At 38.7% G+C, this 26698-nt stretch carries 26 protein-coding genes and 1 tRNA gene; 14 read left to right on the top strand and 13 right to left on the bottom strand.

Annotated features, from left to right (window positions below; all coding sequences use genetic code 11):
* Nucleotides 1–44: 44 nt before the first annotated feature.
* The 8 genes from ML462_RS02580 to ML462_RS02545 all read left to right on the top strand — a co-directional run bounded on the left by ML462_RS02580 (nt 45) and on the right by ML462_RS02545 (nt 5597).
* On the top strand, nt 45–1181 hold the full coding sequence (locus tag ML462_RS02580; RefSeq protein WP_240712166.1) for a 1-acyl-sn-glycerol-3-phosphate acyltransferase: 1137 nt from the start codon (nt 45–47) through the stop codon (nt 1179–1181).
* Complete coding sequence (locus ML462_RS02575; RefSeq protein WP_240712165.1) at nt 1171–2199, top strand: asparaginase; 1029 nt, start codon at nt 1171–1173, stop codon at nt 2197–2199. The genes ML462_RS02580 and ML462_RS02575 overlap by 11 nt, the downstream gene beginning before the upstream one ends.
* Before the next feature lie 65 nt (nt 2200–2264).
* Nucleotides 2265–2352 (top strand) — tRNA-Ser (locus tag ML462_RS02570).
* A 67-nt stretch (nt 2353–2419) separates the two neighbouring features.
* The gene (locus tag ML462_RS02565) at nt 2420–3217 is read left to right on the top strand and encodes a MotA/TolQ/ExbB proton channel family protein (RefSeq protein ID WP_240712164.1); all 798 of its coding nucleotides are present in this window, start codon (nt 2420–2422) and stop codon (nt 3215–3217) included.
* A gap of 13 nt (nt 3218–3230) precedes the next feature.
* Nucleotides 3231–3668: a hypothetical protein gene (locus tag ML462_RS02560; RefSeq protein ID WP_240712163.1), complete on the top strand. Its 438-nt coding sequence runs from the start codon at nt 3231–3233 to the stop codon at nt 3666–3668.
* Between the two features lies 1 nt (nt 3669).
* Nucleotides 3670–4278, top strand: a complete 609-nt coding sequence (locus ML462_RS02555; RefSeq protein WP_240712162.1) for an ExbD/TolR family protein — start codon at nt 3670–3672, stop codon at nt 4276–4278.
* A gap of 29 nt (nt 4279–4307) precedes the next feature.
* Nucleotides 4308–4790 (top strand): ExbD/TolR family protein, encoded by a 483-nt coding sequence (locus ML462_RS02550; RefSeq protein ID WP_240712161.1) that lies wholly within the window; start codon nt 4308–4310, stop codon nt 4788–4790.
* A gap of 87 nt (nt 4791–4877) precedes the next feature.
* Nucleotides 4878–5597, top strand: a complete 720-nt coding sequence (locus ML462_RS02545; RefSeq protein ID WP_240712160.1) for a porin family protein — start codon at nt 4878–4880, stop codon at nt 5595–5597.
* Here the strand turns inward: ML462_RS02545 and ML462_RS02540 are convergent.
* From ML462_RS02540 to pyrH, 8 genes are all read right to left on the bottom strand, one after another.
* On the bottom strand, nt 5560–6198 hold the full coding sequence (locus ML462_RS02540) for a hypothetical protein (RefSeq protein ID WP_240712159.1): 639 nt from the start codon (nt 6196–6198) through the stop codon (nt 5560–5562). The two genes, ML462_RS02545 and ML462_RS02540, sit on opposite strands and share 38 nt — an antisense overlap.
* Nucleotides 6198–7658, bottom strand: coding sequence for an RNA polymerase factor sigma-54 (gene rpoN / locus ML462_RS02535; RefSeq protein ID WP_240712158.1), 1461 nt, complete (start codon nt 7656–7658; stop codon nt 6198–6200). The genes ML462_RS02540 and rpoN overlap by 1 nt, the downstream gene beginning before the upstream one ends.
* Nucleotides 7659–7740: 82 nt before the next feature.
* Nucleotides 7741–8610, bottom strand: a complete 870-nt coding sequence (locus ML462_RS02530) for an RluA family pseudouridine synthase (RefSeq protein ID WP_240712157.1) — start codon at nt 8608–8610, stop codon at nt 7741–7743.
* A 4-nt stretch (nt 8611–8614) separates the two neighbouring features.
* Nucleotides 8615–10057, bottom strand: a complete 1443-nt coding sequence (gene asnS, locus ML462_RS02525; protein ID WP_240712156.1) for an asparagine--tRNA ligase — start codon at nt 10055–10057, stop codon at nt 8615–8617.
* Nucleotides 10058–10131: 74 nt separating this feature from the next.
* Nucleotides 10132–12546: an efflux RND transporter permease subunit gene (locus ML462_RS02520; RefSeq protein ID WP_240712155.1), complete on the bottom strand. Its 2415-nt coding sequence runs from the start codon at nt 12544–12546 to the stop codon at nt 10132–10134.
* Between the two features lie 73 nt (nt 12547–12619).
* The gene (locus ML462_RS02515) at nt 12620–15073 is read right to left on the bottom strand and encodes a DUF5686 family protein (protein WP_240712154.1); all 2454 of its coding nucleotides are present in this window, start codon (nt 15071–15073) and stop codon (nt 12620–12622) included.
* 104 nt (nt 15074–15177) lie between these two features.
* Nucleotides 15178–15729 (bottom strand): ribosome recycling factor, encoded by a 552-nt coding sequence (gene frr, locus ML462_RS02510; RefSeq protein WP_240712153.1) that lies wholly within the window; start codon nt 15727–15729, stop codon nt 15178–15180.
* Between the two features lie 25 nt (nt 15730–15754).
* Complete coding sequence (gene pyrH / locus ML462_RS02505; RefSeq protein WP_240712152.1) at nt 15755–16462, bottom strand: UMP kinase; 708 nt, start codon at nt 16460–16462, stop codon at nt 15755–15757.
* Nucleotides 16463–16658: 196 nt separating this feature from the next.
* Here pyrH and ML462_RS02500 point away from each other — a divergent pair, with 196 nt between their 5' ends.
* A complete protein-coding gene (locus ML462_RS02500) occupies nt 16659–17351 on the top strand; it encodes a zinc metallopeptidase (protein WP_240712151.1) in 693 nt (230 codons plus the stop codon).
* Nucleotides 17352–17402: 51 nt separating this feature from the next.
* Here the strand turns inward: ML462_RS02500 and ML462_RS02495 are convergent, their stop codons facing one another.
* Complete coding sequence (locus ML462_RS02495) at nt 17403–17873, bottom strand: Lrp/AsnC family transcriptional regulator (protein WP_240712150.1); 471 nt, start codon at nt 17871–17873, stop codon at nt 17403–17405.
* A gap of 50 nt (nt 17874–17923) precedes the next feature.
* Nucleotides 17924–19297: a saccharopine dehydrogenase family protein gene (locus ML462_RS02490; RefSeq protein WP_240712149.1), complete on the bottom strand. Its 1374-nt coding sequence runs from the start codon at nt 19295–19297 to the stop codon at nt 17924–17926.
* A 65-nt stretch (nt 19298–19362) separates the two neighbouring features.
* On the opposite strand from ML462_RS02490, the gene ML462_RS02485 reads away from it, so the two are divergent.
* On the top strand, nt 19363–19755 hold the full coding sequence (locus tag ML462_RS02485) for a DUF423 domain-containing protein (protein WP_341481567.1): 393 nt from the start codon (nt 19363–19365) through the stop codon (nt 19753–19755).
* 78 nt (nt 19756–19833) lie between these two features.
* Entirely contained in the window at nt 19834–21432 is a 1599-nt protein-coding gene (gene pckA, locus ML462_RS02480; protein ID WP_240712148.1) for a phosphoenolpyruvate carboxykinase (ATP), read from the top strand.
* 70 nt (nt 21433–21502) lie between these two features.
* Here the strand turns inward: pckA and ML462_RS02475 are convergent, their stop codons facing one another.
* Both ML462_RS02475 and ML462_RS02470 read right to left on the bottom strand, forming a co-directional pair.
* Nucleotides 21503–22249, bottom strand: coding sequence for a uroporphyrinogen-III synthase (locus ML462_RS02475; protein ID WP_240712147.1), 747 nt, complete (start codon nt 22247–22249; stop codon nt 21503–21505).
* Nucleotides 22250–22273: 24 nt separating this feature from the next.
* Nucleotides 22274–22927, bottom strand: a complete 654-nt coding sequence (locus ML462_RS02470) for a DUF4271 domain-containing protein (RefSeq protein WP_240712146.1) — start codon at nt 22925–22927, stop codon at nt 22274–22276.
* 103 nt (nt 22928–23030) lie between these two features.
* Here ML462_RS02470 and ML462_RS02465 point away from each other — a divergent pair, with 103 nt between their 5' ends.
* From ML462_RS02465 to ML462_RS02455, 3 genes are read left to right on the top strand one after another with little or no spacing between them, the layout of a single operon-like run.
* Complete coding sequence (locus ML462_RS02465; RefSeq protein WP_240712145.1) at nt 23031–23762, top strand: polyprenol monophosphomannose synthase; 732 nt, start codon at nt 23031–23033, stop codon at nt 23760–23762.
* The gene (locus ML462_RS02460) at nt 23762–25105 is read left to right on the top strand and encodes a dihydroorotase (RefSeq protein ID WP_240712144.1); all 1344 of its coding nucleotides are present in this window, start codon (nt 23762–23764) and stop codon (nt 25103–25105) included. Before ML462_RS02465 ends, ML462_RS02460 begins: the two co-directional genes overlap by 1 nt.
* Nucleotides 25095–25640 (top strand): DUF4296 domain-containing protein, encoded by a 546-nt coding sequence (locus ML462_RS02455; protein ID WP_240712143.1) that lies wholly within the window; start codon nt 25095–25097, stop codon nt 25638–25640. The genes ML462_RS02460 and ML462_RS02455 overlap by 11 nt, the downstream gene beginning before the upstream one ends.
* On the opposite strand, the gene ML462_RS02450 is transcribed toward ML462_RS02455, so the two are convergent.
* Nucleotides 25637–26647, bottom strand: a complete 1011-nt coding sequence (locus ML462_RS02450; RefSeq protein ID WP_240712142.1) for an NAD-dependent epimerase/dehydratase family protein — start codon at nt 26645–26647, stop codon at nt 25637–25639. The two genes, ML462_RS02455 and ML462_RS02450, sit on opposite strands and share 4 nt — an antisense overlap.
* Nucleotides 26648–26698 lie beyond the last annotated feature (51 nt).

Raw genomic sequence — 26698 nt, 5'->3', positions numbered from 1 at the left:
TTAATCAGATTTTTTGTTCATTTGTCAAAATAATTTGGATATAGGTGCAAAATTTTGATGATATAAGATTTTATAAGGATGATGAGGTGCATACTGCCTTGCAGGAGTATGTGAAACATCCTATGGTTAAGGCCTTGCTGCAATTTACTTTTCCTGAGCTTGGAACTTCAGATATCGAAGCTATCGTTCAGGAATGTCATTCCATAGCAGATTTTCAAACCAAAGTGATCTACCTAAGTGTGGAGAAGGTTCTGGAAAAAACAAGTGAAGGTCTTAGCGATAATGGGTTTGCAGATCTCGATAAGGATGATTCCTATTTTTATATCTCAAACCACAGGGATATTATTCTTGATACCTGTCTTTTAAATTATACCCTTCATAATCATGATTTGATCATGACAGCTTCTGCCATTGGTGATAATTTGGTACAGAAGCCGTTTTTGATGGCCCTTTCCAGATTGAACAGGAATTTTCTTGTACTTCGAGGTCAGAGTCCCCGGGAAATGCTGAAAAGTTCCATGAAGCTTTCAGAATATATTAAAAAGCTTCTTGATGAGGATAATAGATCGGTGTGGATGGCTCAAAGAGAAGGAAGGACTAAAGATGGAAATGACTTTACCCAGCAAGGAGTGTTGAAGATGCTGGGAATGGCCAAGGCTAAGGATGATATCCTGGATTATTTCGCCAAATTGAAGATCGTGCCTGTAGCAATCTCTTACGAATTCGATCCTACCGATATGTTGAAGATGCCAGAAGTTATGGCAAAAAGAATGCAGGAAGAGTATAAGAAATCGGCTAATGAAGATTTTAATAGTATCATGCAGGGGGCGATGGGCCAAAAAGGACGTATTCAGATAGATGCCGGGCAGGTTCTGACTGCTGAAGATTTTGATACAATTAGAGAAAAAGGACTGTCTGTAAACGATCAGTTGAAAGAAGTGGCTACACTCATCGATAATTCCATTCATCGAAATTATAAATTATGGCCGGCAAACTATATAGCCTTCGATCTGTTGAAAAACGATAACAAGTTCGAAGATGAATATACCGAAAAGGAAAAAAGGCAGTTCGATAGAAGGATAAGCAGAAGGGTAGATGTGAAAAATCCGCTGGCTTTAAATAGTTATTTATTGATGTACGCAAACCCTGTGATCAATAAAATGGCTCTGGATGAAGAATAGGTCAAGAATACTGCTGATATATACCGGTGGTACCATTGGTATGATCAAGGATTATGAGACAGGAGCCCTCAAAGCCTTCAATTTTGATGAATTGCTCCAGAATATTCCCGAATTAAAGATCCTTGAGCACGAAATTGAAACCTTAAGTTTTGAGGATCCTATAGATTCGTCGAACATGAATCCTGCTTACTGGGAGATGATCGCCAGAACCATAAATGATCATTATCATCTTTATGATGGTTTTGTGGTTTTACATGGAAGTGATACTATGTCTTACACCGCATCTGCTTTAAGTTTTATGTTTGAGAACTTAACCAAACCTATCATTTTTACCGGTTCACAGTTACCTATTGGAGACCTTCGAACAGACGCTAAGGAAAACCTTATTACCAGCATCCAGATTGCTGGATTACAGAAAAACGGGAAGCCTGTGATTTCAGAAGTAGGATTGTATTTTGAGTACAAGCTATACCGTGCGAACAGGACAACCAAGGTGAATGCTGAACATTTTCAGGCATTTGCGTCCATGAATCATTCTGCTCTGGCCGAATCTGGGGTTTACTTATCTGTGAATTATAAGTCATTGTGGAAGCCAAACCGTAAGCAAAAGACGAAATTGCATACGGGTTTTGATAATGAAGTGCTGGTTTTAAAAATGTTCCCTGGAATTACAGCAAGTACTGTAGAGCATATTCTTTCCAAGGAGAATTTGAAAGGTGTGGTGCTTGAAACCTATGGAAGCGGTAATGCACCTAATGCACCGTGGTTTCTTGATATTTTAAAGAATAAGATCAAGGAAGGGCTTAGAATTGTGAATGTTACCCAGTGTATTGGAGGAAGCGTGACCATGGGTCAATATGAAACCAGTGTGGGATTAAAGAAAATTGGTGTAGTATCTGGAAAAGACATAACAACTGAAGCTGCAGTTTCAAAATTGATGTATCTTTTAGGAAAAGATTTATCACCTAAAGTATTTAAGACCATTTACGAAACCTCATTAAGAGGTGAAATGTCCTAAAATTAACGGTTGGTACTTGACGGGAAAGTTTTTTTTTTGTTATTTGCCGGCCCTAAACAATAAACAGAGAGGTGGCCGAGTGGTCGAAGGCGCACGCCTGGAAAGTGTGTATACGTCACAAGCGTATCGAGGGTTCGAATCCCTTCCTCTCTGCTAAGTGTTTTATTAAAAATAATTTATATCTTTAACCCTTTAACTAATTAAATTAAGACAAACAGTAATGAAAAGATTATTTTCTATTTTGGTAATCGCCGCGATTACGGTTCTTGGGGCCTACAATCTAAAGGCGGCTAACAGCGCGAATACTTTGCCAGGAACGATTGTGACCTTTGTACAAGACGAGGAAGCAGCAGCCGGTGATATGGAAGAAGAAGAGCTTGGTTTTCACCAGGAGCTTAAAAAACGTTTCATCGAAGGCGGTCCTGCCTTTATGGGGATCGTTCTATTGTGTTTAATTCTTGGTCTGGCTATCGCCATTGAGAGAATTATCTTTTTAAACCTATCAACTACCAACACTAAGAAGCTTGCTCAGAATGTTGAGGATGCTCTTAACAGTGGAGGTATCGAGGCAGCTAAGGAAGTTTGTAGAAATACAAAAGGACCTGTTGCTTCTATTTACTATCAAGGTCTGGACAGAGCTGACGAAAGCATTGAGGCTGCTGAAAAAGCGGTTGTTGCTTACGGAGGTGTTCAAATGGGACAACTTGAAAAGAACGTATCTTGGGTTTCTTTATTTATCGCACTTGCTCCTATGCTTGGGTTCATGGGTACTGTAATCGGGATGATTCAGGCTTTCGACCGTATTGAGGCAGCAGGAGATATGCAGCCATCACTTGTGGCAGGAGGTATTAAAGTAGCACTTCTTACTACAGTATTTGGTTTGATCGTTGCGATTATTCTTCAAATTTTCTACAACTATATCATTGCTAAGATCGATAGTATCGTTAACGATATGGAAGATGCTTCTATCCTTCTTATTGATATGCTAGTAGCTTACAAGAATAAAAAACGAATCTAAGACAAAGTAAATTATGACCTTACATAAAATATTAAAATATCTGGCACTTGTTCTTGGTGTGATAGGTATGATCCTTCTGGGAAGGATCATCGCCACCGGAGACGATGCCATTAAAGCCTCGGCAGACCTTCAGGGGAGTCATCTAGACCCTTACATGTGGATTGCTTATTTGGTACTGGCTGCAGTTGTAGTACTAGTTGCAATATTTGTGATCGTAGGTTTGTTCAGAGGTAATATTAAGAACACGATAATTGCTATAGGATCATTTCTAGTGATCGTAATCATTGCTTATGTACTAAGTGATGGTACAGCAAAGGAACTTAAGGACGGTAGCATGCTTTCAGCATCTGGAGATCACTGGGTTGGAGCAGGTTTAATTACCTTCTACATCCTTGCCGGAATCGCTATCGCTTCGATGGTATTCTCTGGAATTAAAAAATTGGCTAAATAATATGGCAAAGAGATCAGCACCGGAAGTTAACGCCGGGTCTATGGCAGACATCGCCTTCTTACTTCTTATCTTCTTCCTGGTAACTACTACCATTGAGACAGATAGCGGGATAAGTAGGAAATTACCGCCATGGCAACCCGAAGACGTTGAGCCGCCGGTAATTAAACAGCGTAACATCTTTACAGTGCTGGTTAATAGTAATAACCAATTACTTGTTGAAGATGAGGAAATGGAAATTTCTGACCTTAGAGATGCAGCAGTAGAATTCCTGGATAATGGAGCTGGAACTGGTGATGAAGCATGTAGCTTCTGCCAGGGAGCGAAAGATCCAAACTCTTCTGTGAATCCTCAAAAGGCCATTATTTCGTTAGTAAACAACAGGGGTACTGAATATGGTACTTATATAGCAGTACAGAATGAACTTGTGGCTGCTTATAATCAGCTAAGAGATCGGGAAGCACAGCGTATGTATGGGATGTCTTTTACAGAAATGGAAGACAAATACAACGATCCGCAATTTAACGGAGACAAAGATGCTCTGAAAGAGAAGATCGATGTGGTTACCAATATGATCCCGCAGAAATTATCTGAAGCCGAACCAACAAGCTAGAGCATTAACAAACGAAAACGACTTTAATTATGTCTAAATTTAAAAAGAAGAAATCTGGAGATTTGCCTGCAATTAGTACGGCATCTTTACCTGATATCGTTTTCATGCTCTTATTTTTCTTTATGGTTGCTACGGTAATGCGTCAGAATACCCTGATGGTACAAAACAAATTACCATTTGCTGACCAGGTTGAAAAACTTGATAAGAAAGATTTGATCATGTATATCTATGCCGGAAAACCGAGCAAAAGATATCAGGCTCAATATGGAACAGAAGCCCGAATTCAGTTAAACGATAAATTTGCGAGTGTTGAAGAAGTACAGCAGTTTATCTATTCTGAAAGAGAGTCTAAAAGAGAGGAATTAATTCCCTATCTAACTACTGCTTTAAAGGTAGATGAAGAGACGAACATGGGACTTGTTTCTGATATTAAACAGGAATTAAGAAAAGCTGAGGCGCTTAAAATCAACTACACGACCGTTGTAGGTGATGCCCGGCAAAACGTTGAATAATCTTTTCTATTTAATTATATAAAACATCCTGTTTGGGTAATCCAGACAGGATGTTTTTTTATATTTAAACTTTAGATCCAACCAGTAATGAACTGTAAGAATTTATTTCTCTTCTTCTTCTTTTTAGTGCCTTTCCTTTCACAATCGCAGGAGGAAAAGGAACAGTATAAAATACCAGATACCGTCCCTTTTACTATTGATAGCCTTTACCGGGAAGATCAATTCTATGCAGGTTTTCATTTTAATTTGGTTACAGAAAGGCCATCCAATATTTCCCAGGAAAGTTTTTCCGGTGGTCTAAACCTTGGTTTTATTCGTGACTTTCCTCTAAATAGAAGGCGGAATATAGCCTTGGGAGTTGGTCTTGGATGGTCTATAAACACCTACGGGCAAAATCTTTTTATAGGAAAGGATAGCGAGGGGAATACAATTTTTGAATCCCTTGATGGAGAAGATGATTACAGTACTAATCGGTTTACCACCCAGCTAATTGAAGCGCCTATTGAGTTTAGATGGAGAACTTCCACATTTGATTCCTATAAGTTTTGGAGAATTTATGGAGGCTTTCGTCTTGGCTATGTATACCATTTCAAAAGCCGGTATAGGGACAATACGCAAGAGATTATTGTGAATAATCTTTCAGAATTGGATAGATTTCGAATGGGAGCTACCTTTACTTTTGGCTATAATACGTTCAACTTTCAATTCTATTACGCGCTAAACCCATTCTTTAAGGATGCAACGGTAGATAATGAGGAGCTAGGCCTTTCTACCTTAAAAATAGGTCTGACATTCTATATTCTGTAAACCACAGGCTGAACATTGCCAATTGTGGTGCTAATCCTGTAAAAAAGCCAAGAGTAAGTTCAAACCTGGTATGTGCCTTGTAATATAGCCTGGAAGAAGCACTTAATCCTGCCGCAATTATTAAAAAGCTAATGGTATAAATGAAGTACAGGTGAAAATAAATACAGAAACCGATTACGAACATGAGCAGTCCGGCAATCCCAACCATATGCAGACTTATTTTAATTCTAAACCAGGTGAATATATATGCAATGACCGATGAAATGAGGATTCCTGCGAAGTAATAGAAAAGTGCCGGATAGTTGTATATGTTTAGTACCTGGTTCAGTACCATTAAGCTGAGTAAAATAAAAAAGAATAGAGGCCACTTTCTTTCACCTACTTTATCCAGGAAAATATTCTCGGCCCTCCCTAGATTTTTTAATAAGAAATAAAATACAACCGGAATAAAAATCGTGATAATGGCAATAGCCATTAACTTGGCTTTTATGATCTCTTCCGGGAAGAACCTTGGAGTAAACAGGAAATAGAATAAACTGCCTGCAAACGGCATCCACAGTGGATGAAATAAGTAGGAGGCAACCTTAAGTAATACTTTCATTAAATTTCTTTACGTAAACGGGCTACTGGAATGTCTAGCTGTTCCCTGTATTTTGCTACAGTTCTTCTTGCTATTGGATAACCTTTTCCCTTTAAAACTTTGGCGAGTTTTTCGTCCGTTAAGGGTTTTCTTTTATCCTCTTCTTCAATAGACATTTCCAGGATCTTTTTGATCTCGCGGGTCGAAACATCTTCACCCTGGTCATTTTTCATTGATTCAGAAAAGAATTCCTTGATCAACTTAGTGCCATAGGGTGTATCAACATATTTTGAATTTGCCACCCGCGATACCGTAGATACATCCATCTCTATTTCGTCTGCGATATCTTTCAGGATCATTGGCCTTAGATTACGCTCATCACCTGTTAAGAAGTATTCTTTTTGGTAGTTCATGATAGAACTCATGGTTACCATCAGAGTTTGTTGTCTTTGCTTAATAGCTTCTATGAACCATTTTGCAGCATCCAGTTTTTGCTTGATGAACATCACCGCATCCTTCTGAGCTTTAGTCTTTTCTTTTGATTCCTTATAACCTTTAAGCATATTGTTATAATCCCGGGAAATGTGCATTTCCGGAGCATTTCGTCCATTGAGAGAAAGCTGTAGTTCACCATCTTCGATCTTAATGGTGAAATCTGGGATCACATGTTCAACCATTCTGGTGTTACCTGAATAAGCTCCACCGGGCTTAGGATTTAAATGTTCTATCACCTCGATAGCATCGCGCAGCTCATCCTCAGTAATGTCATGCCTGGATAGAAGTTTTGAGTAATGTTTCTTGCTGAAATGATCAAAAGAGCGTTCCATAATGTCTTTTGCCAGTTCAACCTGTTTCGTTTGTTCTCTACGATTCAATTGAATAAGAAGGCATTCTTCAAGACTTCTTGCACCAACACCTGCAGGATCTAGTTTTTGTACCTTCTGAAGCACTTTTTCCACAGTTTCTTCGTCGGTATAAATATTCTGGGTAAAAGCCAGGTCGTCAACTATATCCTGAACACTACGGCGTATGTATCCACTTTCGTCCACACTACCAACCAGAAATTCTGCGATCTCTTCTTCAGTTTCATCAAGCCTTACCGTACTAAGCTGGGTTTTTAAATGTTGTGTAAACGAAGTTCCTGCGGCATAAGGCACCTGTTTGTCATCATCGTCTGGACTGTAATTATTGGTGTTGAGTCGATAACTTGGAATTTCGTCGTCGCTTAAATATTCATCAACATCTATTTCAGTTTCTATGGTTTCACTATCATAATCATCTTCAGCCGAATTTTCATTTCCCAGATCTTCGTACTCATCAATTTTCTCTTCCTTTCCATCTTCCAGCGCCGGATTTTCTTCAAGTTCCTGCTTAATCCTTTGTTCGAATGCCTGGGTGGGCAATTGAATGAGTTTCATAAGCTGAATCTGCTGTGGAGATAGCTTCTGTGATAGTTTAAAATTTAATTGTTGCTTCAGCATAAAATTTTGCGTCTCTAACAAAAATAAGGAAAATACAGGCCAACCTCGCTTTGGCACTATCCATGTTTGTGGTAAAATTTTGTTAAGAGATCCTGTAATTTTCAAGGACCCTAAATTTTTTTGGTAGTTGAAGGCTGAAGTTCATTTCCTGTGTTGTCACCGGATGTAAAAATTTTACTTTCCCCGAGAACAAGAAAAGATTTTTATTTTTAAAATAACCTTTTTCACCTTTACCGTAAATTTTATCACCAACAATAGGATAGCCACCTCTATGTAGATGTATCCTTATTTGATGTGTTTTACCTGTTAACGGTTTTGCTTCTAACAACGTATAAAATGCTTCCTGAATTTTAAAAAAATTAATTGGCCCGATTACTGTTTTTGCAGGTTTTCCATCTATTTCTGAATCTATTACCCTGTTTGAAAAGACTTTTCCATGTACCAGGGCGAAATAGGTCTTTTGGATATTTTTTGAGGCAAAACTCTTCTGAAGATTCGCCAGTGAATTTCTTGTTTTCGCGCAGAGTAAAATTCCGGAAGTAGGATTGTCTAATCTATGGGCTGGAAGAGGATAAGGAAGTGATCCAATATCTTTGGAAGGACTTAAATTATGGGGAAGGGCATTCTCTATAGTCCTGAAATAATTACCACTTGTAGGATAACCTGTAGGTTTGTTAATTATCGCAATATGGTTGTCCTCGAAGACTATTTCCATATTTAAACGGAAGATCTTTTTGGAGGTGTTTTCGGTTTGAAGCAGATCTATTTTTTGGCCTTCTTTAATCCAGTCGGCAGTAGTTGCTTTTCGACCATCAATGAGGAGCAAACCCTTTTTGATCGCTTTTTTAAGTCCGCTGCGGGTTTGTATGGAAGTAAAAACAGAAACCGCATATTCCTGCAATCTTATTTTCTTAAAGATTGCAGGAACAATATGGGTTTCAAGTATTTTCAAGTAATTAAAATTCTGCGTTCTGCGGAGTTCTTGGGAAAGGAATTACATCACGAATATTTCCCATTCCTGTAGTGAACTGAACCAGTCTTTCAAAACCAAGTCCGAAGCCACTGTGCACACAGGTTCCGAATTTACGGGTGTCCAGGTACCACCAGAGTTCTTCCTCAGGAATGTCCAGTTCGGCCATTTTTTCCTTAAGCACGTCCAGGCGTTCTTCCCGCTGGCTTCCACCAACGATCTCTCCAATTCCCGGGAATAGAATATCCATCGCCCTTACAGTTTTGCCATCTTCATTCAGACGCATGTAAAAAGCTTTGATATCTGCTGGGTAATCGAATAAGATCACCGGACATTTAAAATGCTTCTCCACAAGATATCTTTCGTGCTCACTCTGTAAGTCGGCACCCCATTCTTCAATGATATAATTGAATTTCTTTTTCTTATTAGGCTTGGAATTTTTTAGTATTTCGATAGCCTCGGTATAACTTACACGCTTGAAGTTATTTTCCAAAACGAAGTTCAATTTATCCAGAAGGTTCATATCGCTTCTTTCAGCCTTTGGCTTAAGCTTATCTTCATTCTCCTGTCTCTGGGCAAGAAACTCGAGATCATCCTTACAATGCTTCAGAATATATTTCAGGACATATTTTATAAAATCTTCTGCAAGATCCATATTCTGGTCAAGGTCACAAAAGGCAACTTCGGGTTCTATCATCCAGAATTCAGCAAGATGCCTGGAAGTGTTGGAATTTTCAGCACGGAAGGTTGGTCCAAAAGTATAAACCTGTCCTAATCCTAAAGCAAAAGTTTCAGCCTCTAACTGTCCTGATACGGTAAGATTGGTTTCCTTACCAAAGAAATCCTCTTTATAATTGATACTTCCGTCTTCATTCTTTGGCGGATTTTTCAGGTCCATATTCGTAACCTTGAACATTTCGCCGGCTCCTTCAGCATCACTTCCTGTGATTATTGGAGTATTTACATAATAAAAGTTCCTGTCCTGGAAATATTTATGCACAGCAAAAGACAGCCTGCTTCGAACTCTCATCACCGCTCCAAAAGTATTGGTGCGAACTCTTAAATGAGCCTGCTCACGAAGTTTCTCCATGCTGTGTTTCTTAGGAGATAAGATGGTTAATTTAACCTCTTCAGGATTTGCATCTCCAAGGATCTCAAGATCTGTAACCTCGATCTCCACACGTTGCTGGCTTCCCTGGCTTTCTATTAAAGTTCCTTTCACAGAGATCGCAGCACCAACATTAATCCTTTTAATAAGGTCTTCATCGGTATTTTCAAAATCGATAACACACTGAAGGTTTTTTAGGGTTGAACCATCATTAAGGGCGATGAATCTATTGCTCCTGAAAGAGCGTACCCATCCTTTAATATGGTGTTCCTGTAAAAACTGATCGCTTTCCAGTATTTCAGCGACTTTTGCTTGTATCATTTAGTTGAAATTTAGAAAAAACAAAGATAGTTTTTCGCCTGAAGCTTAGCAAGCAGGCTGTTTTATTAACATTTTTAATTCTTTCGCTCTTCAGCTTTAAAATTTTTCTCGTCCTCTTCGGTCTCTATGATCTTCATAGAAGGTTCTTTTAATACCTTTTTATTGGCGATACTACGTTCCAGAGAAAGTAACAGGGAAGGCAGCAATAGCAGGTTTGCCAGCATGGCAAATAGTAAAGTTGCTGAAACCAGCCCACCGAGTGCTACCGTTCCGCCAAAGCTACTTATCATGAATACAGAGAATCCAAAGAACAATACAATAGAGGTGTAGAACATACTTACCCCGGTTTCTCTTAAAGCTGCATAAACCGAGCGTTTGATCTTCCAGTTATTGGCCTTTAATTCCTGCCTGTATTTAGCCAGGAAATGAATAGTATCGTCCACAGAAATACCAAAGGCGATACTGAAGACCAGGATTGTTGAAGGTTTTATTGGAACTCCCAGGAAGCCCATTAATCCGGCCGTAACCAATAAAGGGAGTAAATTCGGTACCAAAGAAATAATGATCATTCTAAAACTTCTGAACATCCAGGCCATTAATAATGCTATTAATATGATCGCAAGGCCTAGTGAAATGATAAGATTTCTTACCAGGTAGTTGGTTCCTTTTTGAAATAACAGCGCCTTTCCAGTAATAGAAACATCATATCTTTCTTCAGGGAATATCTTTTTTATTTGTGGCAAAAGATCGTTTTCGATCTCTTCCATTTTTTCGGTACCAACATCTTTCATAAAAGTGGTGATGCGGGCATACTGACCTGTTGAATCTACATAAGATTGCATGATGCCTTCGTTGGAAGAAAGACTCTTGGCGTAAGGCATTATAAAGTTACGCTCTTGCGAGGACGGTAACTGGTAATATTTTGGATTTCCATTGTAATATGCCTGTTTAGAATATTTCACAAGGCGGTTAACCGAAAGTGGTTTAGAAAGCTCAGGAACATCCACAATAAATTCTTCCAGTTCATCCATCCTTTTCAGGGTAGAAAGTTTCATCACACCTTTAGGCCTTTTGGTGTCGATGAGTATTTCCATAGGCATTACTCCATCGAACTCGCTTTCAAAGAACTTTACATCCTTATAAAAAGTAGTGTTCTTAGGCATATCTTCCAGAATACTTCCAGAGATCTTGATGGTATAAATTCCAATAATACTGGCTGCAAGAAGTACAACCGATGAAATATAGATCGCAATTCTGTGATTTCTAACCATGTTCTCCATCCAGTCTACAAACCCACCAATCCATCTTTTATTAAGGTGTTTTAAATGGCGGTCTTTGGGAGGTCTTAAATAGCTATAGATGATTGGGATGATCAACAGACTAAGTATGAAAATTGCAACAATGTTAATCGAAGCTACTACCCCGAATTCTCTCAGCAGCTGACTGTCTGTTAAGATAAAAGTTGCAAAACCTGAAGCCGTGGTCAGGTTGGTCATTAAGGTGGCATTCCCAACCTTGGTGATCACCCTTTGCAGAGATTTCGCCTGGTTACCATGTTTCTTGATCTCCTGTTGGTATTTATTGATAAGGAAAATACAGTTAGGAATCCCTATAACAATAATTAGTGGTGGGATAAGTGCCGTCAGGATCGTAATTTCATAATGCAGAAGCCCGATGACTCCAAAGGCCCACATTACCCCGATACATACGGTGATCATAGAGATAAGCGTAGCACGAATAGACCTGAAAAAGAAAAAGAAGATCAGAGATGTGACCAATAAAGCCGCCAGAATAAAAAGACCAATTTCGTCCACGATATTCTGAGCGTTTAGGGTTCTGATATATGGCATTCCTGAAACCCTAATGTCGATACCATGCTCTTTTTCAAATTGCTGAATCAATGGATCCAGTTCTTCCAGAACAAATATCTTCCTGGCTTTTGTGTTTACCAGTTCCTTGTTCAGGTATAATGCAGATTGAATGGTATTAGAGTGAGAGCTGAAAACAAGGTTCTCGTAAAATGGTAATTCCGTAAAAAGCTTGTTTTCGAACTCCTTTAGTTCGGTGCTGGACGGAATACTATCTTTTAAAACGGGCACCATTTCAAATCTTTTCGGATCCTCGAACTTTTTAAGTTCCTGCAGACTAGCCGGAGAAATGATATGATCTACTTCCGGATAAGTGGTAAGCTTGTTTGTGAGCTCATTCCATGCGGCAAATTTTTCCGGAGTAAAAAGCGCTGAATCCTGAACCCCTAGTAAAATAAGGTTGCCCTCCTCACCGAATTTATCCAGGAAATCATTGTAACTGATGTTAACCGGGTGATCATCTGGCATCAGGTTGGCTTCAGTATAAGAGAAGCGCATATTTTTCCATTGCGTGGAAAGTAAAAAAGTAGCAACGCCTATCAGGATGATAATCGCGATCCTGTTTCTAAGAATAAGGCTGGCGATGGAATTCCAGAATCCGAAGCTGAATATCTTATGCATGGCTGTAATTTAGCGGCGCAAAGTTAGAAAAACCTACTTTAAATAGTTCGTATTAAACGATTAATCTTCTGTCTTAAAGCTGCAATTGTAAGGTGAACTTAAAGGCAAAGTTCTTTTTGAAATCATCAAGGTGATAAGCTCCATATCTATATGCTGCTCCAAGTCCAAAGCCTGCAAGGATCTTGTTTAATTCTATTCCAGATTCAGCATAACCATGGTTGAGGGTGTCAAAAATGATGTCCTGGTGAGCTTCCGGGTTTTCGAAGTCTCCAATAACATAGCGTGAGATGAAGACCAATTCCGGCTGGAAGTAATTTGAAATCCTGAATGGTCGCAATTGATGCCTTACATGAAGGCTCACCTGCTTATCGCTGAAGAATTCATTGTAATACATAGTTTCAAAGCTGTTTCTCCCGGCAACAGAGAACCTTCTGAAAAGATTATCCCTGTCAGGATTATTGGGATTTGCATGAAATGCATGAGTCAGAGGAAGGTCGCCAAACCCGTAATTCCCTTCCATGATGAATTCTGTTCTGGACCGGTCCAGCCTTTTTATCTCATGTTCGGCTTTTAAGCCAATGCGGGTAAAATTGAAATCACCTCCTAGAATATCGAATGATTGCTGTATCTGTCCTGTAAATTGAGGAAAATTTCTCTCAAGTATGATATTACTTTTAGGAGTGTTCAGGAATTTAGAAAATGGCCGCCAGATAAACGAAAGAGTTGTTGTGGAGAGATCGTAATTTGTATACTGCTTACCATCATTAATATAACTATATGGTCTGGTTTGCCAGATCTCCTGCCTTGCTACCTCAAATTCCGCATCGAATTTTGGACTGATCCTGTGTTCAAGGCTGGAGGAATATTTCCGGTATCCGTAGAAAAAATTGATGTTAACAAACCTGGGTATAAGAATGGCAAAGGTGTTTTCTCCTTTCAGGTAATTAAATGAAGCGGTTTCCTGAATGTCTTTTTCGATAGAAAAGTTTAGAAAAGTACCTGTTTTTCTATTGAGATAGATCTGTGTACCGAGGCCGTATTTCAAAACTTCATCTTTGAAGCCGTAAGTGGTATATCCGTTTAAATTATATGATTCCGAAAACTTATCATTGGTTCTGCCACCAAAACCCAGCCTTATACCTTCATAATTGCTGAATTTGAAAATCTTACTAAGATCTATGTCCCAGAAACCAACCGGATATGAACCTGCGGCAATCGCTTTCTTTACTTCAATTTTCCTTTTGGTTTTTCCTGAATTGAGTATGCTGTCAACCTTTACTTTAGTTGCCTCGTCCCTGGACGTGTAGTCCAGTTCTCTATTCGTTTTCCAGAATTCAGGTTCTTGGTCAGTGGCATTGATGGCAACATCGATCTCTGCACCGGGATTTTTGATCCCTTCATTATAATTCAGATTGACCTTGTAATTTCTCACCACTGAGTTCAGGTATAGATTTTCGGGAATTTCCTCAGAACCTAAAAGAATATCAAAGACTCCTTTTTTTTGCTGCAGGGTGCCCAGCCTGATGTTTCCGCCGAAAACAGCAACTTCCTTTCCTCCTGAACCAGGTCTTATTTCTGTTATTTGTTCTGAAGGGAACCAGATATCCTCATCAGGATAATATTCGAAATTATGATCTACCTCCAGTTTTATGGCTCCAAGTAATTGCGCTTTTGCTTTCTGAATGGCCAGGCTTAGGGTATCCAGGTAAAGGATTCCTTCCAGTCCTGCGACCACTTTTTCGCGTTTGGGTTTAAAATAGACCATATAGGCAGGTCTTTCTGAAGAAATTGTATCCAGGATCTGGTATTCATAATTTTTCAGGGCACTTTTTGCCAGCGGCCCGGCATATTCAGATTTGTATAGCTTGTAGTTCTCTTTATAAAGTGAAAGCGGGTGAAGATCCATTGCCAGCACTTCATAAACAGGTTCTTCAAATCCTGCTGTATTGATGCCGGTCACAAGTTCCTTACTGCCATGTTTTTCGCTGAATGTATGTTCTGAAACCTTTTCTGATAAATAAGCTCTTCCCTCGTTGATTATTGTTTTCATGGAAACCGATGTAGAATCGGCAGACATTTGAAGGTTTCCGAATTGATTGTCTATGATGAATTTAGAGTAGGAATGAAATTTGAATCCCTGCAGAGCCTTCTCGGGATCGTTCTCACCTCTTTTCCTGATGGCTTTTTCAATAAGGATTTCAGCAGGATCAATTCCGTCTGAGATCATTACCTCCTCTAGCTGTTCCTGGATGGGGGTCATTCCAACCTGCAGGTATCTTGTGTCTCTGCTTACAGTGGTTTTTATTGTTCTGAAGCCTACATAGGAAATTTTGATACTGTCTTGTTTTTTCTCGAGATTTATCTCAAAACTCCCATCGATATTTGAAAGAATTTGTTCGCCGCCAACCTGGATATTGGCGTACGCCAGGGGAGTCCTGGTTTGTTTGTTTACCACCCTTCCCGGAATCGTTTGCGCATATAATCCACAACCAAAAAGAAAGATCAAAGTGAATATAAATATACGCATAAGGGGTATCGGTAAATTTTAGGAGAGAATTAAAACAAAAAATGCCGGATCAAAACCTGAGCTTGTAAGATTTAATCCGGCAAATTTATTTGGTTGTGAGAACATTATACGGTCATGATCTCTTTTTCCTTAACAGTAAGAATCTTATCGATCCTTTCAATGTATTCATTAGTTAATTCCTGAACATCATCTTCAGAACTTTTTAAAAGATCTTCAGAAATATCTAGTTTTTTTAACTCCTGCATTGCCTGTTTTCTGTCATTTCTAACACCTACTTTGGCATCTTCAGCTTCTGCTTTTGCCTGCTTGGAAAGTTGTCTTCTGCGCTCTTCAGTTAGTGGTGGTACATTAATGATCACACTTTCACCATTATTCATAGGGTTGAATCCTAAATTGGCAATCTGGATTCCTTTTTCGATCTCCTGAATCATGCTTTTTTCAAATGGCTGTATAGAAAGAGTCCTTGCATCTGGAGTGTTTACATTGGCAACCTGTTGAAGCGGAGTCTGGGCTCCGTAATATTCCACCATTACACTACCAAGCATACTTGGGTTTGCTTTTCCTGCCCGTATATTTGAAAGTTGTTTTTTAAGATGCGAAATGGCCTTTTCCATTCCTTCTTTTGCTTCTTCTAAAATAAATTCAACTTCATCCATTTTATAGTAATTTTCTAGTTCAGATTTATAGGTTCACTTTGGTTCCAACACGTTCCCCGGTAGCAACTTTCAATAGGTTGCCTGGTTTGTTCATGTCGAAAACGATAATTGGTAATTCGTTTTCCTGGCTAAGGGTGAAAGCTGTGGTGTCCATAACTTTCAGGCCTTTCTTGATCACATCTTCAAATGTAATGAAATCGAATTTAGTTGCTTCCTTATCTTTTTCAGGGTCTGAGGTGTAAATTCCGTCTACACGGGTACCTTTTAAGATAACATCAGCCTTTATTTCAATCGCTCTTAAAACAGCGGCAGAGTCGGTAGTGAAATAAGGATTCCCGGTTCCACCTCCAAATATCACCACTCTTCCTTTCTCCAGATGTCTTATAGCCTTACGACGAATAAAAGGTTCGGCAACCTCATTAATTTTGATTGCTGACTGAAGCCTGGTTTGAATATCGGCATCTTCAAGAGCGCTTTGCAAGGCAAGCCCATTTATAACGGTAGCGAGCATGCCCATATGGTCACCCTGCACACGATCCATTCCGCGGCTGGCGCCGGCAACTCCTCTGAAAATATTACCTCCACCAATAACTATAGCCAGTTCAACACCTTTATCAACTACCGATCTAATTTCCTCTGCATATTCTGCCAGCTTCTCTGGATCAATGCCATATTGGCGGTTTCCCATCAAAGCTTCTCCGGATAGTTTTAAAAGTATTCTTTTATAATGCATAGCTGATTTTTATTAATCGTTGCAAATATAGCTAATATCTGAATTTGTGAAATATAATGAGATTATTTTCAAAATGATTAGGATGCCTTTAATAAAAATTAACTTGCCTTAAGATACTTCAGGCCTTTAATTCTAACTGCTATGGCCAGATTTTTGATATCTTTGATTCGTATAAACAAGTAAAAACTTTTCACCTATGATGGGATACTATATAATAGCAGGACTTATCTTTTTGGTAAGTATGTTTGTGAGTAATAAGCTTAAAAGCAAATTTAAGAAGTACTCAAAAGTTCATTTGCAAAATGGAATGAGTGGTAAGGAGATTGCCGAAAAAATGTTACGCGATAATGGAATTAGCGATGTGAAGGTTATTTCAACCCCGGGAATGTTGTCTGACCATTATAATCCTTCTAAAAAAACGGTAAATCTTAGTGAAGGCGTTTACTCCCAAAGAAATGCTGCTGCAGCAGCTGTTGCCGCCCATGAATGTGGGCACGCAATTCAGCATGCTAAAGCTTACAGCTGGCTTCAAATGAGAAGTAAGCTTGTGCCTGTAGTTAGTGTAGCTTCCAAATTGTCACAATGGGCAATTTTTGGAGGACTTGTTCTGATGACCATGGTTGGAGTTGGAGTAGGGCAAACCGTTCTGCTTATAGGTATAATAATGTATGCTATGGGAACTCTTTTCAGTTTTATTACACTGCCTGTGGAATATGATGCTAGTAAACGTGCATTGGTTTGGTTGGAAACTGAAAATATGCTTACTTCCGCTGAGCATGATGCAGCAGAGGATTCCTTGAAATGGGCAGCCAGAACCTATGTAGTTGCGGCCGTTGGATCGTTGGCTACACTATTGTACTTCGTGGGAATATTCATGGGAAGAGATTAATATTGAATTTCTGATATAAAAAAAGGCCGCCTCAATGGGCGGTCTTTTTAGTTAGATCTTTATCTGCCGATCGATCTGTTGATTCAATGATATAAAAGTTTCGGTCCGGGAAACGCCTTCGATCGCCTGAATATTCTTATTAAGTACATTCATTAAATGCTCATTATCTGTACAGAGTATTTTCAGAAAAATTGACCAGTTCCCTGTAGTGTAATGGCATTCTATGACCTCAGGAATCTCGCTTAGCTTTTTTACTGCCTGCGGGTTACTTACCGCTTTGTCCAGGTAAACCCCAACAAAGGCCATGGTTTTATAACCTAAAAGTCTTGCATCAAGCATCATTTTAGACCCTTCAATAAGGCCAGATTTTTCCAGTTTTCTTAATCGTTGATGCACCGCCGCACCGGTAATCCCTATATTTTTAGCGATCTCTAAAATCGGCTTTTTCGCATCTTTCATCAGGAAGTTAAGAATCGTCTTATCTATCCCGTCTAGTTTGACGTTTTCATTTACAATCTTCATATGGCGATTTTTTGGGTGGTAAAGCTAAAATACAAAAATGCTTGTCAATTTTAATTGCCAACCTCACCAAAAGGATTATATCCTAGGTATTCTGTCTCTTTTTCTTTAAATATAATATCATGCTCTTCCAGTTTTTTGAGTAAAGGTTGGTATACCTCTTTTTTTATAGGTAGCTGAACTCCCGGAGTTTTGATCTCTCCATTAAGAATCATAATGGTGGCCATAGCGACCGGTAAGCCCACAGTTTTTGCCATTGCGGTCTTAGATTGATCCTCTCCAATATGAACCATGGTAGAATCTATCTGCCTTTTTTCGCCATCTAATTCATACCCAAACTTATGATACATCACAATCATATCTTTATCCTCCTGGGATAATGACCATTTATCCATGAGGATCTTTTGAAGTGCCTGGGCCGGAGTAGCATTCTCGATACCTATTTTCTTTTTTGAATTGAAAAGATCCAATTCAATAAGTTTATCCCACATGATATCATCCTGATCTATCTTCAGGTTATGACGAACTTTCAATTCTACCGAATCACTCGGGGAATATGGCAGGAAAGAGTTTATGAAATCACGATAACTCATATTTTCAGAATCTTTCATTTGGAAGCTGTCGTCTGTCATTCCTAACTGAACGAACATGTTCCATGCCCGGCTAAATCCTACTTTTCTTATAGTTCCCCTGTACAAAGTAAGAGCGTTCTCAAGTCCGTAGATACTTTGATATTTCAGAGAATTTCGGTTGGCATAACCTTCAAATTTTCCGTGGCCTTCAATTTCCAGGAATTCTGTTCTTCTGAAAAGCCTGTGATAGGGGATGTATTTGTATTTGCCTTCCTGAATGAATTCAGCAACACCACCCTGACCAGCAACTACAACATTCCTGGGATTCCAGGTGAATTTATAATTCCAGAGGTTATTGTCGCTTTCAGGAGCAACCAAACCACCGGTAAAGGATTCAAATAACAGCATTTTCCCTCCTTTATCGCGAATACGATCTATCACCTGCATGGCACTCATATGATCTATTCCGGGATCTACCCCAATTTCGTTCATGAAAACAAGGTTTTTGTCCTTTACTTCCTCATCAAGAGCTTTCATTTCTTCGCTTATGTAGGAAGCCGTTACCATATTTTTGCCGAATTTCAGGCAATCCTTGGCAACCTCAATATGAAACCTGGCCGGAAGCATTGAGATAACAATATCTGCCCGCCTGATGGCAGGTTCCCTACTTTCAGCATTAAATACATCTAAGCTAAAAGCTTCACATTTTGAGCTGTTATTACATGCTTTTTTAGCGTTTTCAAGATCTATATCGCCAATTCGTAAAAAGAGGTCTTCCTTTTCTGACTGTTCCAACAGATAATTAATGAGAACAGCAGTAGATTTTCCTGCTCCCACAATTAAAATTTCTCGCATAAATTAAGTTAGTTTTGTGTAGTTGTTGACGAATGTATTAAAACTTTGAGTTAAATAAAATTGAAATGATGAATAGAAGATTTTTGATTACCGGAGCAATTTTCGGAATTCTTGCGGTAATACTTGGAGCCTTTGCCGCCCATGGTTTGAAAGAAAATCTTTCTCCGGAATCCCTAAGTTCCTTCGAAACGGGAGTACGCTTCCAAATGTATCATGCATTTCTTATGCTTATTTTAGGAGGTTTAGATTTTCCAGGTAGAATAAGGACAAACTGGCTTTTTTATCTGCTTCTTTTAGGTGTGATATTATTCAGCGGATCTATTTATTTTTTGGCTACAAAAGAGCTTTCGGGAATAGACTTTAGTAGTATTGCTTTAGTAACTCCACTTGGGGGGAGCCTGTTAATAATAAGCTGGACCATTTTACTCCTGAATTTCATAAAGTTAAAAAAGAAATAAATTGAATTGGATTAAGGGGATATCTACATAAGATTTTTACTTTTGTACGCCTAAACAAACTAAAGAATTGATTTTTTTATGGTCGATAACACTCAAATTACGAAAACGATTTCGTTAGAGGATTACGGGATCAAAAATGCCAGGGTACACTATCAGCTTAGTCCAAAGGAATTGCATGATGAAACTCTTAGACTTGATCAAGGAGTTGAAAGTTCTTTTGGTGCTCTTGCAATTAATACCGGAGAATTTACCGGAAGATCTCCCAAAGACAGATTCATCGTTAAAGATGAGGTAACTAAAGACAAAGTATGGTGGGGAGACATCAATATTCCTTTTGATCCGGAAAAGTTCGATAAATTATACGATAAGGTAGTGGATTACCTGGGTGGTAAGGAAGTTTATGCTCGCGATGCCTATGCATGTGCAGATAATGCTTACCGTTTGAATATTCGTGTTATCAATGAATATCCCTGGTCTAATCTTTTTGCCTTTAATATGTTCTTAAGGGCTGGAGATGATGAGCTGGAAAACTTTAAAGAAGACTGGCTTATTGTAAACGCTCCAGGGTTTAAAGCAAATCCTGCTGTGGATGGTACCCGTCAGGAAAATTTCGCCATTCTTAATTTCAGTAAAAAGATAGCGATAATTGGAGGGACAGGTTATACTGGTGAGATCAAGAAAGGGATCTTCTCTGCATTGAATTTCATACTTCCGGTATATAAGAATACGCTTCCTATGCATTGTTCTGCCAATGTTGGTGAAGATGGTGATACGGCCATTTTCTTTGGATTGTCAGGAACAGGAAAAACTACTTTATCTGCAGATCCGGAGAGAAAGCTAATTGGAGACGATGAGCATGGGTGGACTGAAGAAAATACCATCTTCAATTTTGAAGGGGGTTGTTATGCTAAGGTTATTAACCTTTCAGAAGAGAACGAACCGGATATTTATAGGGCCATAAAATCTGGAGCAATTCTGGAAAATGTTGTTCTAAATGATAAAGGAGAAGTGGATTTTGAAAATACTTCCATTACTCAGAATACAAGAGTAAGTTATCCTATTCACCATATTAATAATATACAGGAGCCTTCTTCAGGGAAGAATCCTAAGAATATATTTTTCCTTACGGCTGATGCTTTTGGGGTTTTGCCTCCTATTAGTAAACTTACTCCTGGACAGGCGGCGTATCATTTTATTAGTGGTTATACTGCAAAAGTAGCTGGAACTGAAGCTGGTGTAGACGAGCCTGTACCTAGCTTTTCGGCATGTTTCGGTGCACCGTTTATGCCTTTACATCCAACAGAATATGCTGAAATGTTAAGTAAAAAGATGAAAGCTGCCGGGGTGAATGTGTGGCTGGTGAATACTGGTTGGACTGGCGGTCCTTACGGCGTTGGAAGCAGAATGAAACTTAAGTATACCCGTGAAATGATTAGTTCAGCTCTGGAAGGAAAACTTGAAGAGGTTGAATTTGAAAAGCATGAGATCTTTGGATTACAAATGCCTAAGACCTGCGAAGGTGTACCATCAGAAGTGCTGAATCCTAAAAATACATGGAAGGATAAGGAAGCTTATGATCGCAAAGCCAAAGAACTGGCAAATTTTTTCAGAAAGAACTTCAGTAAATTTGAAGAATACGCAAATGAAGAAATTATGAATGGAGCTCCAATAGAGTAGTTTTAAATTGTTAGTTGAAAAAAAAAATCCGGTCATTGACCGGATTTTTTTATGATTAAAACAAGAAGTGTTACTTTTTATTCACTTCACTAATGTATTTGTTGATCGCCATTGTCATGCTTGGAGTTTCAGGAGTTGGAGCTTTGATATTTACTGTAAGTCCATGCTCCTTCGCTGCTTTAATGGTAGTATTTCCAAAAACAGCTATTCTTGTGTCATTTTGCTTAAAATCAGGGAAATTCTCGAATAAAGATTTAATTCCACTTGGGCTAAAGAATACCAGAATATCATAAGTCACGTCTTTCAGGTGAGAAAGATCGCTTACAACTGTTCTGTAAAACACAGCTTTTTGCCATTCCACACCCAATTTGTTCAGGGTTTTTGGAACATCCGGCTTCAACATATCGGAAGATGGCAAAAGGAATTTTTCGTTCTTATATTTCTTGATAAGAGGAGCTAGTTCAGCGAAAGTCCTCTTTCCAACGTAGATCTTTCTTTTTCGGTAAACCACATATTTCTGTAAATAGTAGGCTACGGCCTCACTCAAACAAAAATATTTTAGTGTATCTGGTACCTTATATCTCATTTCCTCTGCAATTCTAAAGAAATGATCCACAGCATTCCTACTGGTAAGTATTATTGCCGTGTGTTTCGAAAGATCAACTTTTTGTTGCCTTACTTCCTTAGATGGAACTCCTTCAACATGAATAAAGGGGATGAAATCAATTTTTACTTTTTGCTTTTCCTCAAGCTCAAAATATGGCGAATTTTCTACCTTAGGTTCGGGCTGAGAAACCAAAATTGTTTTCACTTTCATATATAAAACTTTATTAGGTCCTCTTTAGTTTGTAATTAGCTTATACAAAATTATATAAGGTGCTATTTCAAGTGCGCAAAGGTACAAAATAAAATAAAACCAATTGCCGCTTAATACACTTTGATTTCTCCTATAAATGGTAACGAGACCGATGGTATTTGCGATTACTATGAAACCGCCTATTATACCTATAATAAGAGCTGTAGGGTAGAGCGTGTAAATTAAGAATAAAGACGCAAATAAAAGAAATATCGAGATAAAATTTCGGTAACTGAATTTTTGAAAAAGGTAATAATCGATTTTTTCATCTATGTCGAAGATATTTCCAATGATTTTTTCCACACCTGCCTTGATAAGAATAAAGCAGAAATAAGCCGTAAAGATTCTTATGAAAATGATAATATCTGAAGTTTCATCTGTAGAAAAGAAACTATATACTATATAAAGGAAGAGAGATACAGAGATCGCTTGAAGCACCAGTAATAAAATGTTAAAACCGTGAAAAGCTTTATTCTCCTTTCCTTTAAAGGCTATAAATTTGCCTGAATTCAGCATGGAGGTAAATTCCTCGAAACGTTGGGGAAAGAGTGATTTTGCTATAACCAGGAGAATTAAACACGCCAGGAAAAGAATGGTGATCCAATCCTGATAATCATAAATTCTCTCAGTTGCCTGCATGAAGTGATTTTTTTACAAATGTAAAATTTTGACCCTTATTCCTATGCTAGAAGATTAAGATTTGAAATTTTAAATTACATACATTTGTGCAAAATATCTGGGAATGGTTAATGGGATAATTATTATACCCACCTTTAATGAAATAGAGAATATAGAACGCATTATAAGAAATGTGTTCTCTCAAAGACGTAAATTTCATATTCTGGTGGTAGATGATAATTCTCCCGATGGCACTGCCACAAGGGTGAGAACCTTACAGGCAGAATTTCCAGAACGTCTGTTCCTGGTGGAAAGGCTGGGGAAACAGGGGTTAGGGACCGCTTACATCAAAGGATTTAAGTGGGCATTGAAGAATCAGTATGATTATATTTTTGAAATGGATGCCGATTTTTCTCATAATCCCAATGATCTCATCAGGTTATATAATACCTGCAAAAGAGATGGAGCAGATGTTGCGATTGGATCCAGGTATATCACCGGGGTAAATGTGATCAACTGGCCTATGAACCGGGTTTTAATGTCCTGGCTGGCGTCCAGGTATGTGAGGTTTATTACCGGAATGGATATTCAGGATACCACGGCTGGATTTGTATGTTATAAAAGAGAGGTACTGGAAGCAATAGATCTGGACAGGATCCAGTTTATTGGGTACGCATTCCAGATAGAGATGAAGTTCAAAGCTCATCTTCAAGAATTTAAAATAGTTGAGGTGCCGGTGATATTTACAGATAGAACCCGGGGTACTTCAAAAATGAGCGGCTCCATTATTTCAGAAGCCGTGTTTGGGGTAATAAAAATGAAGCTTAAAAGTCTGTTTAACAGGAAAAAAGTCTGATGAGAAAGGTATTAATCAAGAACGCTAAGATTGTAAACGAAGGGAAGATTACAGAAGGAGATGTTTTCGTTGAGGATGGAATAATCGTAGAAATAGCTGAAAGCATCAGCGCTAAATCTCCCGACCTTAATATTTTTGATGCCGAGGGAACCTATTTGTTGCCCGGTCTTATAGACGACCAGGTGCATTTCAGGGAACCAGGCTTAACTCATAAGGAATCTATAGAAACAGGTTCCAGAGCCGCAGTTGCCGGTGGGATCACTTCCTTTATCGAAATGCCTAATACTCTTCCTCAAACAACTACTAAAGAAGAACTAGACAAAAAATTCCAAATCGCTGCAGAAACTTCTTACGCCAACTACTCTTTTATGTTTGGCGGGACGAATGATAATCTTGAGGAGATCGAAAAGATAGACCCCAAGACCGTAGCTGCTTTAAAATTGTTTCTAGGATCCTCCACAGGTAATATGCTCGTGGATAATGAAAAGGTCCTTGAACAGATCTTTAAAAAATCTCCGGTTCTGATTGCTGTTCATTGTGAAGATGAGGATACTATAAAAAAGAATCTGGAGGAATGCATACAGCGTTATGGAGACGATATTCCAATTGAACTTCATCCGAAGATAAGAAGTGAAGAGGCTTGTTATAAATCTTCTTCCAAAGCGGTTGCTTTAGCTAAGAAAACTGGAGCCAGATTACATGTTTTTCATGTTTCGACAGCTAAGGAGTTAAGTTTATTTACCAATAAAAAGCCTTTAAAAGATAAAAAAATCACTGCTGAAGTTTGTATACATCACCTGTGGTTCAACGATTCAGACTACGGTAAAAAAGGGACTTTTATAAAGTGGAATCCAGCGGTGAAAACCAAGGCAGATCAGGAAGCATTGCTGGAAGCTCTAAATGATGACAGGCTGGATGTTCTGGCAACAGATCATGCGCCACACACCAAAGAGGAAAAGAAAAATGTCTATACCAAGGCGCCAAGTGGTGGACCTTTGGTGCAGCACGCACTTCCAGCACTTTTACAAATGCATCACCAGGGAAAAATAAGTCTTGAAAAAATCGTTGAAAAGGCCTGCCATAATCCAGCTATATTATTCGATATCGAGAAACGTGGTTTCATCAGAGAAGGTTATAAAGCCGATCTGGTTTTAGTAGACCTAAATTCTCCATGGGCTGTACAGCCAGATAATATCTACTCTAAATGCCAATGGTCTCCATTTGAAGGAACTACCTTTAAATCCAGGATCACCCATACTTTTGTTAATGGGAAACTGGTTTATAAGAATTTCAAACACACTCCATTCGCTAAAATAGCTGAAAGACTGAGCTTTGATCGTTAAATCAAGATATAGAGTAATATTCTCCCTTCTTTTGATGTTTTCTTTTTCCTGTCAGGATCTAAAGAAAACAGAAAAGCCAGATGATCTTATCCCGGAAGATAAGATGATAGATGTGCTTACAGAGATGTCACTCATGTATGCAGCCCGGAATTACAACAAGCAAAAACTTGAAAATACCGGTATCAAACCAGAGGAGTATATCTATGAAAGATTTGATATAGATAGTCTTCAGTTTGAAAGGAGCAATAATTATTATGCAGAGCAGTATAACCAATACGAGCGTATGTATGATAGCGTTAAGCTCAGGATTCAGGTTTTAAAGACCAGGCTGGATTCTATCAGGGAGATCGAGGTGAAGATCGAGGATAGTATCAAAAAGGCAAAAAAGGACTCGATTAGAGCAGTTGACTCTGTAGAGGTTGACTCGATTAAAGTTGACTCCTTGAAATTAAAAACTAATGGTGACAGAACCAGGGCAAAAGACAGTTTGGCTCCCCCGGTAAAATTTGGATCTACTTCAGAAGCTGAGAGCTAATTTTCCTGCCGGAATTTTTTTGAAGTTTCTTTAAGCACCTGGTCTACAGGTGTAAATTCGAAATTTAATTCTTTGCGAATTTTTGAATTCTGATAATAAGTTTCAGCATATAACCCATTTTTAGATTCCCTGGTGATCTCCCTTTTGGAGCCGAACCAGCTACCTACTTTTTGAATTAACCACCCAAGAGTGATCATCCGTTTTTTTAGTTGTTTGGAAGGTTCTGGTTTGCTGAGGTATTGTGCTGTCTTTTTCAGGATGTGTTCGAAACTCAGGTTTTCGCTTACCAGGATGAATTTTTCATTTTTTGTAGTAGACTCCATTAAAAGAATCATACTTTTTACTACATCCTGAACACCTACAAATCCAGAAACTTTAGGGAAATGATATTTTAAACCTTTATCTATTCTTTTAAAGATCTTGCCACTACCTGAATCCCAAATGCCAGGGCCAATTATTATTCCAGGATTCACAATTACGACATCTATACCTTCCTGAGTTCCCCGCCAGACTTCAATTTCAGCTCCATATTTGGAGATAGCATAGTCATTATGACTTTCTTCAGGATTCCATTTTGCCGATTCATCAATTTCCGGATTCTTACCGGTCGATCCCAATGCCGCCACACTGCTTACATAACATAATTTCTCAATTTTATGGGAGATGCAGAGATTTACAATATTGGCCGTTCCCTCTATATTGATCTTTCGAAGCTTCTTTTCGTCTGAAGGATCAAACGATATTAAGGCCGCACAGTGGTAGACGAATTTTATACTTTCAAAGGCTTTTTCCAGGGCGGGGATGTCATTAATATCGGCCTGCACCCAATGGATATTCTCAAATAATTTATCAGCATCTTCTTGGCTTGAATAGTATCCAAAAATTTTCCTGACAAGATGAATATCGCTGGAAGCGCGTTTAATCGCCCTAATGTTATCGTTTTGCTGCGCGAGTTCATACAATAGATGTGCGCCTACCAAACCTGTACCTCCGGTTACCAGAATCATGTGGTAAATATAGCTAAAGCACTTAGGAAAAATAAAGCATTATGGTATCTT

Source organism: Christiangramia lutea (assembly GCF_022489035.1).
In the GTDB taxonomy this organism is placed as follows: Bacteria; Bacteroidota; Bacteroidia; order Flavobacteriales; family Flavobacteriaceae; genus Christiangramia; species Christiangramia lutea.
Note: the sequence above shows the minus strand (reverse complement) of the source record. Positions and strands in the feature narration are given on the sequence as shown.

Excerpts from the sequence above, each read along its gene's own strand:
- ML462_RS02575 (WP_240712165.1), top strand. The coding sequence starts at position 1,171 with ATGAAGAATAGGTCAAGAATACTGCTGATATATACCGGTGGTACCATT.
- ML462_RS02565 (WP_240712164.1), top strand. The coding sequence starts at position 2,420 with ATGAAAAGATTATTTTCTATTTTGGTAATCGCCGCGATTACGGTTCTT.
- ML462_RS02560 (WP_240712163.1), top strand. The coding sequence starts at position 3,231 with ATGACCTTACATAAAATATTAAAATATCTGGCACTTGTTCTTGGTGTG.
- ML462_RS02555 (WP_240712162.1), top strand. The coding sequence starts at position 3,670 with ATGGCAAAGAGATCAGCACCGGAAGTTAACGCCGGGTCTATGGCAGAC.
- ML462_RS02550 (WP_240712161.1), top strand. The coding sequence starts at position 4,308 with ATGTCTAAATTTAAAAAGAAGAAATCTGGAGATTTGCCTGCAATTAGT.
- ML462_RS02545 (WP_240712160.1), top strand. The coding sequence starts at position 4,878 with ATGAACTGTAAGAATTTATTTCTCTTCTTCTTCTTTTTAGTGCCTTTC.
- ML462_RS02540 (WP_240712159.1), bottom strand. The coding sequence starts at position 6,198 with ATGAAAGTATTACTTAAGGTTGCCTCCTACTTATTTCATCCACTGTGG.
- rpoN (WP_240712158.1), bottom strand. The coding sequence starts at position 7,658 with ATGCTGAAGCAACAATTAAATTTTAAACTATCACAGAAGCTATCTCCA.
- asnS (WP_240712156.1), bottom strand. The coding sequence starts at position 10,057 with ATGATACAAGCAAAAGTCGCTGAAATACTGGAAAGCGATCAGTTTTTA.
- ML462_RS02520 (WP_240712155.1), bottom strand. The coding sequence starts at position 12,546 with ATGCATAAGATATTCAGCTTCGGATTCTGGAATTCCATCGCCAGCCTT.
- ML462_RS02515 (WP_240712154.1), bottom strand. The coding sequence starts at position 15,073 with ATGCGTATATTTATATTCACTTTGATCTTTCTTTTTGGTTGTGGATTA.
- frr (WP_240712153.1), bottom strand. The coding sequence starts at position 15,729 with ATGGATGAAGTTGAATTTATTTTAGAAGAAGCAAAAGAAGGAATGGAA.
- pyrH (WP_240712152.1), bottom strand. The coding sequence starts at position 16,462 with ATGCATTATAAAAGAATACTTTTAAAACTATCCGGAGAAGCTTTGATG.
- ML462_RS02500 (WP_240712151.1), top strand. The coding sequence starts at position 16,659 with ATGATGGGATACTATATAATAGCAGGACTTATCTTTTTGGTAAGTATG.
- ML462_RS02495 (WP_240712150.1), bottom strand. The coding sequence starts at position 17,873 with ATGAAGATTGTAAATGAAAACGTCAAACTAGACGGGATAGATAAGACG.
- ML462_RS02490 (WP_240712149.1), bottom strand. The coding sequence starts at position 19,297 with ATGCGAGAAATTTTAATTGTGGGAGCAGGAAAATCTACTGCTGTTCTC.
- ML462_RS02485 (WP_341481567.1), top strand. The coding sequence starts at position 19,363 with ATGATGAATAGAAGATTTTTGATTACCGGAGCAATTTTCGGAATTCTT.
- pckA (WP_240712148.1), top strand. The coding sequence starts at position 19,834 with ATGGTCGATAACACTCAAATTACGAAAACGATTTCGTTAGAGGATTAC.
- ML462_RS02475 (WP_240712147.1), bottom strand. The coding sequence starts at position 22,249 with ATGAAAGTGAAAACAATTTTGGTTTCTCAGCCCGAACCTAAGGTAGAA.
- ML462_RS02470 (WP_240712146.1), bottom strand. The coding sequence starts at position 22,927 with ATGCAGGCAACTGAGAGAATTTATGATTATCAGGATTGGATCACCATT.
- ML462_RS02465 (WP_240712145.1), top strand. The coding sequence starts at position 23,031 with ATGGTTAATGGGATAATTATTATACCCACCTTTAATGAAATAGAGAAT.
- ML462_RS02460 (WP_240712144.1), top strand. The coding sequence starts at position 23,762 with ATGAGAAAGGTATTAATCAAGAACGCTAAGATTGTAAACGAAGGGAAG.
- ML462_RS02450 (WP_240712142.1), bottom strand. The coding sequence starts at position 26,647 with ATGATTCTGGTAACCGGAGGTACAGGTTTGGTAGGCGCACATCTATTG.